At 38.4% G+C, this 14,370-nt stretch carries 12 protein-coding genes; all 12 read left to right on the top strand.

Features of this window, described 5'->3' with window-relative positions; genetic code table 11:
• Positions 1 to 2 precede the first annotated feature (2 nt).
• The 12 genes from ABH902_RS07255 to holB all read left to right on the top strand — a co-directional run bounded on the left by ABH902_RS07255 (position 3) and on the right by holB (position 14,359).
• Positions 3 to 281: a YiaA/YiaB family inner membrane protein gene (locus ABH902_RS07255; protein WP_404589949.1), complete on the top strand. Its 279-nt coding sequence runs from the start codon at positions 3 to 5 to the stop codon at positions 279 to 281.
• 157 nt (positions 282 to 438) lie between these two features.
• A complete protein-coding gene (gene dnaX, locus ABH902_RS07250; protein WP_404589948.1) occupies positions 439 to 2,190 on the top strand; it encodes a DNA polymerase III subunit gamma/tau in 1,752 nt (583 codons plus the stop codon).
• Positions 2,191 to 2,205: 15 nt separating this feature from the next.
• Entirely contained in the window at positions 2,206 to 2,520 is a 315-nt protein-coding gene (locus ABH902_RS07245; RefSeq protein ID WP_404589946.1) for a YbaB/EbfC family nucleoid-associated protein, read from the top strand.
• A 525-nt stretch (positions 2,521 to 3,045) separates the two neighbouring features.
• Positions 3,046 to 4,158: a tyrosine-type recombinase/integrase gene (locus tag ABH902_RS07240; RefSeq protein ID WP_404589944.1), complete on the top strand. Its 1,113-nt coding sequence runs from the start codon at positions 3,046 to 3,048 to the stop codon at positions 4,156 to 4,158.
• A 144-nt stretch (positions 4,159 to 4,302) separates the two neighbouring features.
• The gene (locus ABH902_RS07235) at positions 4,303 to 5,013 is read left to right on the top strand and encodes a winged helix-turn-helix domain-containing protein (RefSeq protein ID WP_404589943.1); all 711 of its coding nucleotides are present in this window, start codon (positions 4,303 to 4,305) and stop codon (positions 5,011 to 5,013) included.
• Positions 5,014 to 5,113: 100 nt separating this feature from the next.
• The gene (locus tag ABH902_RS07230; RefSeq protein WP_404589941.1) at positions 5,114 to 8,680 is read left to right on the top strand and encodes a prealbumin-like fold domain-containing protein; all 3,567 of its coding nucleotides are present in this window, start codon (positions 5,114 to 5,116) and stop codon (positions 8,678 to 8,680) included.
• 49 nt (positions 8,681 to 8,729) lie between these two features.
• Complete coding sequence (locus ABH902_RS07225) at positions 8,730 to 10,352, top strand: SpaH/EbpB family LPXTG-anchored major pilin (RefSeq protein WP_404589939.1); 1,623 nt, start codon at positions 8,730 to 8,732, stop codon at positions 10,350 to 10,352.
• A 181-nt stretch (positions 10,353 to 10,533) separates the two neighbouring features.
• Positions 10,534 to 11,451 carry a class C sortase gene (locus ABH902_RS07220; protein ID WP_404589938.1) on the top strand — a complete coding sequence of 306 codons (918 nt, stop codon included), beginning with the start codon at positions 10,534 to 10,536 and terminating at the stop codon, positions 11,449 to 11,451.
• A gap of 218 nt (positions 11,452 to 11,669) precedes the next feature.
• On the top strand, positions 11,670 to 12,266 hold the full coding sequence (recR, locus tag ABH902_RS07215) for a recombination mediator RecR (RefSeq protein ID WP_404589937.1): 597 nt from the start codon (positions 11,670 to 11,672) through the stop codon (positions 12,264 to 12,266).
• Positions 12,267 to 12,422: 156 nt separating this feature from the next.
• On the top strand, positions 12,423 to 13,067 hold the full coding sequence (gene tmk / locus ABH902_RS07210; RefSeq protein ID WP_404589935.1) for a dTMP kinase: 645 nt from the start codon (positions 12,423 to 12,425) through the stop codon (positions 13,065 to 13,067).
• Between the two features lie 13 nt (positions 13,068 to 13,080).
• The gene (locus ABH902_RS07205; RefSeq protein WP_086331890.1) at positions 13,081 to 13,410 is read left to right on the top strand and encodes a cyclic-di-AMP receptor; all 330 of its coding nucleotides are present in this window, start codon (positions 13,081 to 13,083) and stop codon (positions 13,408 to 13,410) included.
• A 1-nt stretch (position 13,411) separates the two neighbouring features.
• On the top strand, positions 13,412 to 14,359 hold the full coding sequence (gene holB / locus ABH902_RS07200) for a DNA polymerase III subunit delta' (RefSeq protein WP_404590075.1): 948 nt from the start codon (positions 13,412 to 13,414) through the stop codon (positions 14,357 to 14,359).
• Positions 14,360 to 14,370 lie beyond the last annotated feature (11 nt).

The following is a 14,370-nucleotide window of genomic DNA, read 5'->3' as shown; positions in this document are numbered from 1 at the left end:
ATATGAAAAAGAAAGCGTATAGAAACACGCCAGCTTTTGTGTTTCTAAGTTGGGGATCCTTTGCCTTTTTTGCGGCATTGATGTTAATTGGACTGTACACCTTAAAAGAACCGTTAATGGTTAAGGGCTATTACTTAATGGGTTCTGTGGGATTAATCTCGTCTTCATTTACCTTATCGAAAGTTATTCGGGATAATCAAGAAGATGAAGAACGTTATAACCAGATGTTCCGTGCGATGGACAAACCAAATCCAAACGAAGAAATAGACACAGCTTTATAATGAGCAGTAAACAATCTGATTTTTAATTGGATTGTTTTTTTATTTTTGGTAGACTAGCGGCTGTGCTTTTCGAATTACTTTTAACATTTTTTTAATGCCTTATCTGGAAAAATCACGTATAATAGGAGATAGTGAAATTTTGAGGGAGGGGTAAATAATGGCGTATCAAGCTTTGTATCGCGTCTGGCGTTCGCAGCGTTTTGCTGATGTTGTAGGACAAAAAGCAATTACACAGACGTTAAAAAACGCAATTGTCCAAAAGAAAACCTCACATGCTTATTTGTTTACCGGCCCAAGAGGAACAGGAAAAACCAGTGCAGCGAAGATTTTTGCCAAAGCGATCAACTGTAAACATAGTGTAGACGGTGAACCTTGCAATGAATGTGAAACCTGTCGGGCGATTACCGAAGGTCGTTTAAACGATGTCATTGAGATTGATGCGGCCAGCAATAACGGTGTTGAAGAAATTCGTGATATCCGTGATAAGGCAAAATATGCGCCCACTCAAGCGGATTATAAGGTTTATATCATCGATGAAGTACATATGCTGTCCACTGGAGCCTTTAATGCGCTGCTGAAAACGTTGGAGGAGCCGCCGCAAAATGTTATTTTTATCCTAGCGACAACAGAACCGCACAAGATTCCCTTAACCATTATTTCGAGAACGCAGCGCTTTGATTTCAAACGAATCAGCACGCAGGATATTGTTGAGCATATGGCTTATATTTTAAAGCAAATCAATATAAGCTACGATGAACAGGCGTTATATGTTATTGGTCGGGCAGCAGAAGGCGGAATGCGTGATGCGTTAAGCATTTTGGATCAGACAATTTCGTTCAGTGATGAAAAAGTAACGGTGACGGATGCTATGCAGGTGACCGGTAGCTTAACCTATGAAATGATGGATCAATATATCGCGAATTGTGTCCGAGGAGATGTTGAGCAAGCGCTTGAAACCTTAGAGAAAATTTTAGGCTCAGGCAAAGAAGCTCGAAGATTTCTGGAAGATTTGTTATTATATTGTCGTGATTTATTAATGTTTCAACAAGCACCAAATCTTTTAAAAGAAAAAGCGGGTCATTTAACGGATAATTTTAAAGAATTAGCAGACAAAACGGCTGCAGAAAAAATTTATCAAATGATTCATATTTTAAGCGACACACAAAATGATATCCGTTTTACCAACAATGCGAATATTTACCTTGAAGTAGCAACAGTCAAGCTGGCAAAATCAGTCGCACCGCTACTTAATGCCGCGGTTAATGAAACAAGTCCGGCTGCGCCTGCGGAAATTTCAGCATTACAGCAACAGATCGAACAGCTGCAAAAAGAATTAGCCGAATTGAAGAAAAATGGTGTTCAAGTGAAAGAACCCGAGCCGGTAAAAACACCAAGAGCGGTTAGCAGTAAAAACGCCTTAAGAATACCGACTGAGCTGGTGTATAAGGTCTTAAATGAAGCGACTAGAGATCACTTGTTAAACGTAAAAAATGTTTGGGATGATTTATTACAAATGCTGTCTGTTACCCAAAGAGCAATGCTTAAGGCAAGTGAACCGGTAGCAGCGGGGCCAAAAGGCTTAGTGGTGGCCTTTGATTATGAGATTGTGTGCGGACGTGCAATGGAGGATGAAGAATTGCAGCTGGCGCTGCATAATAATTTAAGTCGTTTAGTGTCAGATTATGCACCGGAAATGGTTTGTATCACAAAGGAAAGCTGGCCGAAACTACGCCAATCCTTTATTAGCCAAAATAAAGATTCTATCGGCAGTCATGCTGAGGGGGAGTCAAAAGCTGGCGAAACACATTTAATAGATGAAGAAGCGCCGCAGACACCACCAAATAATGAGTTAGTAGATGAGGCTGTGGCACTATTTGGCCAAGACCTCGTTGAAGTGATAAATGATTAAGAGGAGACGATAACTATGATGCGTGGCATGGGTAATATGCAAGGTATGATGAAACAAGTACAAAAAATGCAAAAAGATATGGAAAAAGCACAAGCACAGTTAAACGAAAAAGAATTTATTGGTGCATCTACGAATGAATTTGTAACGGCTACCTTTACAGGTGACCGTAAAATGAAAGATATTTCCATTAAAGAAGAAGTAGTGGATCCAGAAGATGTAGACATGCTGCAGGATTTAGTGATTATGGCAGTGAACGATGCACTAGCAAAAATCGAAAAAGAAACAGAAGCAACGATGGGCAAGTACGCAAAAGGCTTACCGGGATTTTAAGAAAAGTCAAAAAGAGGTCATGACGATTATTACAAGTCATGATCTTTTTATTTATTTAGTTTAATAAAAAATAAAATAACTAAAAAGCAACGGTCAAAATTAATGACTGTTGCTTTTTTTATATGAAGAGTTTTTTAATTTTGTAAACATATAATATTGAAATTTCATCATCAAATCTATTTTTTCATTATTCAAACAAGGTAAAATTACAAATAGACAGATGTCTATGCTGTAGGGAAATAAGACTAACATTAAAAAAATGATAGTTTTAAAAAACGGATAATCTATTTCGAAATTTCCATACAATTGAGAAATAGATATGGAATGAAAAAATTCAGCTTCTATTAAATATTAACAACAGTATTAGTAAAAGTCAATCTGTCTTTAATAAAAAAAACAGAAAAATATCTGGTTTTTTATTTTTTTGAATGATTTCACAAATGTTTTTAACATAGTTTAACGATTTTGTGAGTTCTTCTCTAAATGAGCCGTCAAAATAATCGTCAAGAAAGGATGGGAGTTATTATGGCTAGAAAAGGAGAAAATATTTATAAAAGAAAAGATGGGAGATGGGAGGCACGCTATATAAAAAGTAGAAAGGAAAATGGTCGGATTCTTTACGGATCGGTATATGGTAAAACATACACGGAGGTTAAGCAAAAGGTGATTGTATTAAAAGCAAAGTATTTGTATTCACCCCAGCATACCCAAGATTGTTATATTGGCACGTTGGAAAACTGGTTAAATTTTTGGATGAGAAATAATGTGAAGAAAAAAGTTAAGGAAACTACCTATTCTAACTATAAACGCGTCATCCAAAAGCATATTCTACCGGAACTTGGAAGTATACCGCTTAAGAAGCTCCAAAAAAAAGAACTGGAAAATTTCCTTTATACCCTTCAAAAAAAGGAGCTTGTAGCCGGATCGATCAATAACGTATTTATTTTACTTAGAAATTCTTTAGAGGCAGCCAAGCAACAAGGCTATTTGTCTGAAAATATAAGTGAACAAATCGTACTTCCAAAGAAAAAACAAAAGGAAGTCCAAATTCTTAGTCTTCATCAACAAAAGAAATTAGAGTTGCATGCTTTTCAGGAAAAAAGCTGTTCGCCGATTATTTTATCTTTATATTCTGGCATGAGGATTGGTGAAATCAGTGGTTTAAAATGGGAGGATGTTGATTTTCAAAATGAATTGATTCATGTAAGAAGGACGGTTTCCCGAATTGTAAACGAGGAACCGAACGGAGCTAAAACGAAACTCATTGAAGGAACGCCTAAATCCTCCAACTCATTACGCGACATACCACTGGCGCCCAATTTAAAAAAGTATCTGCAAAATAAATATCACCCAAGCTTGATTTATGTTATTTCCAATACGAATAAACTTGTTGAACCAAGGACAATCTCCAACCAATTTAAAAAGAAAGTGGCGGCAGCTGGTATTCCGGAAATCAATTTTCACGTCTTACGGCATACATTTGCTACCAGATGTATGGAAAACGGCATTGATGTAGCTAGTTTAAGTCGTATTTTAGGGCATCAGTCCACCAAAATGACTTTAGATATCTACACGGGGTCATTATTGGAAACCCGCAGAAAAGCGATGCACGAGTTGGATAAACTCTTTCAAATTTAAAAATTCGCCGTCATAGATTATGGTCAGTCTAGGGGAAACCCAGTACTGTAAAGGATTTTCCGCACTAATCACAATTGTATGGAAATTTCGAAAAAAAGACACTTATTTGCTCGAATTTTTTAATTTGTTATAGGAGGAACGACAGTGTGTAAAATTAGTGTAATAAATATAGTTGGAAAACTGGATAGTACATACATAGAAGCTTTACAAAAGGATCAACATGAAGTGGTTTTATTGGAATTTTCAAACCTGAATGATTCTTTATTGGCAAAATCTGATGTGGTCATTATATATGATGAATTCCAAGAAAGCATCGGTGAAATTTGCAAATTAATATTAGAGTTAAAAGCCAATCATGAACCGCACATTTGGATTATTTCTAATCAAGAAAATGAAACGAATCGCTTACTATTTTTAAAATTGGGAGCAGTTGGGAATATTCAATCGCAGTATAGTCCGGATGAGGTTCGGCTCATTATCAATAATACAGTCAGGTATCACGAAAAAGAGTTAAATCACACGAATCAGACGGATTGGATACAACTAAATGATCAAAATCGAAGCCTGTTAATTGAAGGGGAAGAAGAAATACAATTAACAAATCTTGAATATAAAATGATTGATCTTTTATTCAGCCAAAAAGGGACCGTGTTCAGCTACGAAGAAATGGAGAAAAAGATTTGGAATGAAAATGGAACCTGTTCGGCAAAGCCTAGAATCGCTAATTTAGTTTTTCATATTCGTAATAAGATTAGCAACGAAGCAGCAAAAGATTTCATTAAAAATGTTCGTTCAAGAGGCTACATGGCAGAAATTAGCAGAAAAGACACCAGACATAAGTCACACCTTCTTTGAGAAAAACTTGTTGGTGATCATGAATGACTGTCATGGCGGCTATTTTGGAGAGAAAGGTGACGGTGACAGTTTGTTGAAATAAAAAGAAAGGAGGTAAAAAATGGAAAAAAGGAAAAGGTTGCGGGTACTGTATACAGTTTTACTAAGTATGTTCATTCTGACGTTGTGTTTTTTCTTTAAACAACCTGTCAGCAGCATTCAGGCGCATGAAAAAGAAGCATCATCAGAAGAAACCTTGACTACCAAAGATGAAACAACTGTAAGTAAGATACCTAAAAAAATAGCTCCGCGAATCGGAAACCTTATGGTAGACGTTGATATTGCACCTGAGAAAAAAGAAATCGAGTCAGGCACAACAGCGTCTTATATTCTGAATTTAAAAGTAACGGGAGCTAAAACGAAATATACCAATGCAAAGGTGGTTGTTACACTGCCGCCTTTGGACAAAGCGGAATTTAAGCAAGACTTAAACGAATTAGTGATAGCTGGCGTGACGCCTGCTTATGATGGCTCCACTCATACACTGACCTATGAATTTCCTGAACTGATCGCAGGTCAGGCGTATAGAACAGTTATTAATGTCCTTCCACCAAACGGTACTACGGACAATAATACAAAGCTATCCATCAAAGCAACGCTGGAAGCAGATGGCTTAAATGTACTGACAGACACTGCTGAAATTAATGTCATTGCTTCACTGCCAATTTCCGTAACGAAATCTTATGTGGGTGTCAAAGATGCAGATGCAAGTGTGGCACCAGCCAAAGGCCAAGTTGTTATGTGGAAAGTGAAGGTAAGTGTTTCCTCTAAAAAAACTGGGCTGCTTTATTTAGGTGATAAAACAGCATTAGACATCAAAGAAATCTTTACCGAGGGCTTAACCTACCAAGGAACCAATTCAACGACTGCTCCGAAAAAAGAAACGATTGTCAGTGGCTTTTGGCCCTTCCAAACGTCAACCGATGTATATACCTGGACCTATAACACCCCCACAATTGCAGAACAAGAGCAGCGACTGGCCAATGAGGAAGACTTATTTTCGGAAGAATTTCTTGTTTATAGCACTGTTGGAAAAGACGATGCAGTATTAACTAATAAGGTTGACTTAACTACAAAAGATGTATTTGGACGAGAGATAAATACAGAATCGAATGAAGCCTCAGTTACGATTGTTCCAGGAGGGAATAATTCCTCAAGTGGAACGAATGTCTACTATCCGATATTCAAAGGTCCTGCTGACGGAAAAGGTGAAACGGTTACTACTCCAGATACAATTGGTTTAGTTCCAGTGGTCACAGATGCAGCAAAATTGAAATATAACTTATCATTTGCGATAGGTCTTACTAATAAAGTGAAAGATGCAAATGGTTTAGTTTATAAAGATGAAACTCTTACAACACCGTTTCCGTGGAATAATCGAGACTATAAAACAATTGTAGAGAAAGGGTATAAATACGCAGGTACGCAGTTGTTTATTGATCCGAACCTAAATTTTGAAAAAATTATTATTTATCATCCAATAAGAGCGTACAATAGTACGTCACCAAAATATGTATTAAAAAAAATTAATATATCGCTAAAGCTAGAAGTTAACTCCAAAGGTAATTGGATTACTCATCCAGTAGATGTAAAACCTGTCACTTCATTGAGTGATTTACCTAAATATGAGTTTTCCAGAGCGAGTTTAGGATTGGTTGAATCTGATCAGATTCTTAGTTTAAAAGTTCATTATGAAAATGATGATGGTTCTCTTTTAGAAGGAGATTTAAATGGGAACGATCAGGTATACTTTTCTGTCAAAAAAGGTTTTGAAGGTACAGCTACAAATAAATTCATGCAATATGGCTTTATTCAAGGCGAAGCGACTCCTTATTATAGAGTTTCACCGAATGACACAAGTGCCAATTGGACAGCCGATCGTTCTGTCAAAGTCGTACAGCCTGAAAATTATGATCCGGTTGGACGAACAGCCATTGAATTTAGCTCTGTAAAAGATGGCAACATTGTCCAGCTTGGGAAACAACGAGTCAATGCATCACTAACACTTGACAACAGCTCCCAAGTCCGAATGAATGGACCGTTAAATGGTGTGATTCTTTTACCCAAAGGAGTAACGCTGACAGCTGCCCCAAATGTTAAATATAGCAATGCAAAAAAAGTCGTTTCCGAAAACGGCGGAAGCTATTCCGTCATTACAGACGACTATCAGGGAACCGGGCAGCAATTAATTAAAGTCAACTGGACAGATAAAGAATTGCTTTTTGGTGAATCGGTCGGAGTGGCATTTGATGTAAATATTGCGAAAGAATGTCCCGCTAATTTTAACTTATATATGTATGGTTTTTCTGGTGATGAAACGCTGAATGCTCCTAAGGTTAGCGGGAATCCAGCAATTTCTGATTCTATCAGTGAAGTTGACAAGAAAGATCTGAATGGTGATAAAAATACCACTCAAAACCTCATCAAATCAGGAAAAAACTATAAGTTGACGAAAAGCGTAGATGTTCAAACCGAAAAATTAGTCAAAGGAAGCTTGGATGCCAATTATAGTAAGTTCGGTCATACTGTTCCGGAAGGAGATATCTTTTATCAATTGAAGCTGATGAACACAACCGGAGATGATTTTTCAAAATTAGTGTTGATGGATGTGCTGCCTTCAGTAGGCGATTCTGGTATTACAAGCAAGGTTAGCAGAGGAACGGCGTTTACACCAAGCTTAACTGGTCCTATTACGTTGCCGGTTGAGTGGCAGGACAAAGTGACTGTTCATTACAGTAGCGCAAAGACGCCGAAAATTGATGATCTGACTAAAAACGTCAACTATCCTGAAACGACTGAAAAATTAACAAATGCTAGTTCAGCTGTAAGTCCAAATTGGCAGACAGAGTCCTCCGTAACTGACTGGACAGCGATTCACAGTTTTAAAGTAGAGTTGAAGGCTGGCGTAGAATGGGTGTCAGGCAAAGAAATCTTATTGAATTTCCAAATGAAGGCACCTGCTGAAAATGAGTTGTCAGCTAATCTGTTGGATCCGAATCTTGCAGAACAAACGCGAGCTGCCTGGAATTCTTTTGCTTTTGCAGTAGATGATTTACAGGTAGTCGAGCCGGAGCAGGTCGGAGTCGTAATAGAGAAAAAAGCTCAAGAATTAATGGATTTTGAATTCATTAAAGAAAATCCCCAAAAAGAACCACTGGCTGATGTTGAATTCAAGTTATATAGCTGTAAGCACGCAGATGAGGCAAATCATACACATGATGACTTAGTAACGAATGATCCGAATAATTGTTGGGATCAGACAACCGCTCAAGCTGCAACAAGCGGGGCGTTGGACGGGAAAGTACGCTTTACCAATCTGGTTTCTGGGGAATATATGTTAGTCGAGACCAAAACACTGCCGGGCTATAATCTGCCGCTGGGTCAATGGCTGATTCAAGTGGATGCCGCGAATGCAGCTGTAACGATCACTGGAAAGGGAGCTACCTTGCCTCCTGCATTTTATGAAACAGTTTCGGGAGGGGATCAGACGTATCATCTGCCGAATTACCCAGAATTTGTTATGCCTGAGGCTGGTGGAAATGAAGTAATCCTACTGGTTGTGGTTGGTGTTGTATTTATCGGATTAGCAGCTGCTATTCTTGTAAATAAAAAAGAGTTTCCAATATAAATAATAAAAAAACACAATAGTCAAAAAAACAAATAGAGGAGAACAAACAATGAAAAAAACAGTACAGAAAGCTATTTCTGCATTATTTGTGCTAATGTCTTTTGTTAGCTTAGCTATTAACGGAGTCACAGCATTTGCAGACAGTTTAGCTCCGGAAAAAGGCTCATTAACGATTCATAAATACTTTTTAGATAATTTGAGTGAAGCAGGGAAACTAAACAACAATGGGAAAGAATTAGCTTCCGGTGATTTACCTGCAAACGCTAAAATTGCTCAAGGTGTTGCTTTTGATGTCTTCCGTATTACCGCTGCAGACACAACAGGTAATACACCAGCAGTACCGATGGGGGCTGGTGCTACTTATACTAAAGTTTCTGATACAGAAATGAAAGTGACTTATTTAGATGCGAACAACAAGTCACAAACGCAAACATTCGCGATTAGTAAAGTAGATTCTAGTACGGCTAGTAAATCATGGATCACGGATAATACGGGGAAAGTAAAATTAACTGATCTAGATCGTGGCTATTATTTTGTAGTGGAAAACTTGACCAACTCAACACCGGTTGATCCTGCTACTGGAAAAGAAGTAGAAATTGGTACTTCTGTAAATCCTTTTGTTGTAGCAGTACCAATGGTTGATCGTGATACACAAGATGGCTGGGTGTCAGATGTCCATGTTTATCCTAAAAATCAGCCAATCGGCTTAGAGAAGAAAGTAAACAAGCCCTCTGTTACTGTAGGTGATGAAGTGACGTATTCAATCATTGCTTCTATTCCAAGTGATATTGCTGCTTCAAGTAAATTTAACATCTATGATGATTTAGATGCAGCGTTAAATTATCAAGCGAATTCTGTAAAAATTTACCCAATCAAAGCTGATGGCACTCGTGATACAGCGTTAACTACAGGATTCAAATTAACTGAACCAAGTAGCCCAGCTAATCGTTTACAAGTAGAATTTGATGCAGCAGGTAGAACAGCTTTGGCTGCTTATCCAAAAGTAGAAGTAGAATTTAAAGCTGTTGCAAACAGCAAAATTTTGGAAAAGGCTGATTATACGGTACCTAACCAAGCGAATGTAGATTACATTAACTCAAACGGTGTAGAATCACATCCAGGTTCAAATGTAGTGAAGGTAATCACTGGTGAAATTCGTTTAGATAAAAAAGATGACAAAGGAAATGCTTTGGCTGGCGCACAATTTCAAATCGCTTTATCAGAAGCAGATGCAAAAGCAGGAAAGTTCTTGAAAAAAGATGCCAATGGCTTGATTGTTAAACCAACAGATGCTAACTATGCCACAGCAAATGCTTGGGTTGAAACTTCTGCGGGTAATCCTGCGTATGTTCACTTCAAAGGTTTGGAAGTACATGGCGGAACTTTAGAAGCTCCTGCTGATTGGAAATCATACTGGATCGTGGAAACAAAAGCTCCAGCCGGCTTCAACTTACTTGGAGATGCATTTGAAGTAACCTTCTCAGCTGCGGATAAAGGCTCAGTAACTGCCGATATTTATACAGCGGAAAAAACAGTAGTAAATACAAGTAAATTTGTTTTACCTGAAACAGGTGGCACTGGCAATGTGTTATTAACGGTTGCTGGTATTATCATGGTAGGTCTTGCAGGAATTATCTTAGTTTCTCGCAAAAAACAAGTGAAAACTCGTTAATCGATTGTAAAATAGGCTTTGTTGATTTTGGTCAGTTGACTGAATCTTAACAACTGCTGAGCGGCTGGAGTTTCATATTGTCCAGCCGCTTTTTTACATAAGGATTACATGCACTGAAAAGCAATCATCAAGCCACTTCAGGCATTAATGAAATCAATAGAACTTGAAAGAAAGGTATGCTATGAAACGAATAGTTTTAGTCATCGCATTATTGTTAATAGGTATTGGCGTACTTGCATATCCAAGCATTAGCAGCTATTTGGCGAGTAAAAACGGCTCGTATATAGCAGAACAATATAAAGAAAAAATTGCAAAGACAGATAAAAAAACAACAGCGGAAGAATGGAAAAAAGCGAAAGAATACAATGAAAATATGACAGGTGCACCTGCCCATGACCCCTTTATCGGTGGCTCCGGCTATGCCATGCCGGACAATTATTTCAAGGTTCTTAATGTTGACGGCGTAATGGCAACCATCGAAATTCCTAAAATCAACGTCAATCTACCAGTGAAACATGGAACCAGTGATGAGGTGCTGAAGGACTCAATCGGTCATTTGGAAGGCTCAGCCCTGCCTATCGGCGGTTCTGGCACCCATGCAGTTTTAACAGGGCATACTGGTTTAACCTCAGCGCGTTTATTCACAGATCTGGTTGACTTGAAAAAAGGAGATCAATTTTACATTAATGTGCTTGATACTACCTTAGCTTATCAAATTGACCAGATTAAAGTGGTGAAACCAGAGCAGACAGAACTACTTCAAGCAGTAAAAGAGCAGGATTATGTTACGTTATTGACCTGCACCCCTTATGGAGTAAATTCACATCGATTGTTAGTCCGAGGAACAAGAATCCCTTATAAACCGAAAGAAAAGCAAAAAAATAAAAATCTACCTGTGCAGTCTTCCGCTAATCATGCGGTCATGATTGCTGGGCTGATTACTTCAATAGTCATGCTTTTATTAATCCTTCTTACCAGAATTTATAACAAAAGAAAAAATGCTTTCAAGCGACAAAAAGAGGTGAGAAACAAGAAAGAACATAATAATCAAAAAAAGAAAATCAAGCAGAAACGACCAATAAAAAAACTAAAAAAGTAAAAAACATTCATTAAAGCATTGTTCGCTAAAATTGCGGGCATGCTTTTTTGTTTTTGCGGGTAATAATATGTTAAAATAGGAACGATCACAAAATTACACCCATGACTGAAATACCGTTCAATTAACAGTATTCGTCAAAAAAGAAGAATCAAGCTGAATCGGGCTAAATTATTTAAAGTTGATTCCTAGAGACACGATGAAAGGAAGTATATACATTTATGCAATACCCTGAACCAATTGCAAAATTAGTGGAAAGCTATATGAAATTACCAGGCATTGGTCAAAAGACGGCTGTCCGCTTGGCTTTTTATACATTAGATATGAAGGAAGAGGATGTCAATGCTTTTGCTAAAGCGTTAATCAGTGTAAAACGTGATTTGCATTTTTGCAGTATTTGCGGCAATATCACTGAAGAAGATCCTTGTGATATTTGTCAGGATAAATCTCGTGACCGCAGTATTATTCTTGTTGTAGAAGAGCCTAAAGATGTTATGGCGATGGAAAAGATGCGTGAATATCATGGTCTTTATCATGTGCTGCATGGTGTTTTATCTCCTATGGAAGGTACGGGACCTGAGGATATTAATATCGCTTCATTGATTCAACGCTTGCATGATGATGAAGTAAAAGAGGTTATTATTGCGACCAATGCTACCACAGAAGGAGAAGCCACTGCGATGTATCTTTCTCGTTTGATTAAACCAGCTGGCATTAAGGTGACAAGATTAGCTCATGGATTATCGGTGGGCAGCGATATCGAGTATGCTGATGAAGTGACCTTACTCAAAGCAGTGGAAGGTCGCCGTGAGCTTTAAACAAGAAATCAGTTATCTCATGAGATAGCTGATTTTTTAATACAGAAGAAAATTAGCCTAAATTTCTTGTCAGAGTGAAGGAATTCAATTAGACTGATCGTGATAGATACAGTATAATAGGTAAAAGGAATCAAAGTAAGTAAGGGGATTAGTAGAGTGCAAGGGATTTTTATAACAATTGAAGGACCAGATGGCGCTGGAAAAACAAGTGTATTACATGAGTTGTATCCTAAGCTGGATTTGGTTGCAAAGCGTAGTATTATCAAAACTAGAGAACCTGGCGGTATTCCCATTGCTGAGAAGATTCGTCACATCATTTTAGATCCAAAGAATTTAGAAATGGATGAACGGACAGAAGCGTTGCTTTATGCAGCAGCTAGACGACAGCATTTAATGGAAAAGATTTTACCTGCTTTAGAAGCCGGCGAAATTGTTTTATGTGATCGTTTTGTAGATAGCTCCTTAGCTTACCAAGGAGCAGGCCGACGTATTGGTGTTGAAGCGATTGCTTCAATTAATGAGTTCGCCATTGAAGGAACCGTTCCTGATTTTACGATTTATTTGGATGTTGATTCAGACACTGGGCTAAACCGAATCAGAAACAATCGGCAGCAGCAGATTGATCGCCTGGATTCAGAAGGTCTGGAGTTTCACCAGCGTGTTCGTCATGAATATCTAAAACTAGTCGAAGAGAACCCGGAAAGAATCATGAAGATTGATGCCCGAATGAGTTTGGAAGATGTTGTTCAGGCAACATTTGAAGCAATCACAGAGCGTTACCCAGCATACTTTAGAATTTAGGAAGGTGATCCGTATGAAAATTATTTTAGCGATCGTTCAAGATAAAGACAGCAACCGTTTAGCCAATGAATTTATTGATGCAAATATTCGGGCAACTAAATTGTCATCTACCGGAGGCTTCTTAAAAGCCGGCAACAGTACCTTTATTGTCGGGATTGATGATGATCGAGTGGAAGAAGCACTGGAATTAATTAAACAAACCTGTCAATCACGGAAACAATATGTATCAACACCTGTTACACTTGATATTACTATGGATGGACAAGTACCTTATCCTGTAGAGGTCGAGGTTGGCGGAGCGACTGTCTTTGTCCTTCCAGTCGAAGGCTTCCATCAATATTAAGATGAAACAGACAGCCTTAAGTGAACAACAGCCGCTGCTTTACCAGCAGCTTCAAAAAAGCTTTGAGCATGGTCGTCTTGCCCATGCTTATCTTTTTAAAGGCGATACAGGAACTGGTAAAAAAGAATTCGGCTTATGGATGGCCAAACGGGTTTTTTGTACCCAAGTCACGGACAACCAGCCTTGCAATCAATGCAATAATTGCCTGCGGATAGCGGAAAATGAACATCCGGATGTACTGAGAGTAGTACCTGAAGGTCAAACGATTAAAGTCGACCAAATTCGGGCGCTAAAGGCTGAGTTCAGTAAAAGCGGCGTGGAAACTGCCCAAAAGGTTTTTCTAATTGAACAGGCCGATAAAATGAGTATTGGAGCTGCCAACAGTCTCTTGAAATTTTTAGAAGAGCCGGAAGGCAAGATTTTAGCGATCCTTGAAACCACCTCATTAGCCAAAATTCTACCGACGATCCAATCCAGATGCCAGATTCTGCACTTTCAGCCGCTTGTCAAGGAAAAACTAGTACGGGCTTTGACTGAAAACGGCATTAATTCGAACACGGCCGAGCTTTTGGCGGAACTCACAAATAGTTTTGACAAAGCAGTTGAAATCTCACAGGATGAATGGTTTAATGAAGCTAGGGAAATTACGCAGCAATGGTTTGATTATTTAACAAAAGATGACTTACAGGCTTTTGTTTATGTTCAAAAAAAACTAGTGAAGGTGTTCAAAGAAAAAGAACAGCAAGCGCTGAGTTTTGATTTGTTGCTCGCTTATTATCGCAAACGCCTGACCCAAAGTGTGGCAAAACAGCAGCAAAAGCGTGTGCTGGAACAGCAGGCGCAACGAATTGAGCTGATTTTAAAGGCACGACAAAAATGGGAAGCCAACGTCAGCTGGCAAAGTGTTTGTGAACAATTAGTGATTCGTATGATTCACCCTAAACTATAAATAGGAGGATG

It is taken from the genome of Enterococcus sp. UD-01 (assembly GCF_044909655.1).
GTDB lineage: Bacteria > Bacillota > Bacilli > Lactobacillales > Enterococcaceae > Enterococcus_L.
Note: the sequence above shows the minus strand (reverse complement) of the source record. Positions and strands in the feature narration are given on the sequence as shown.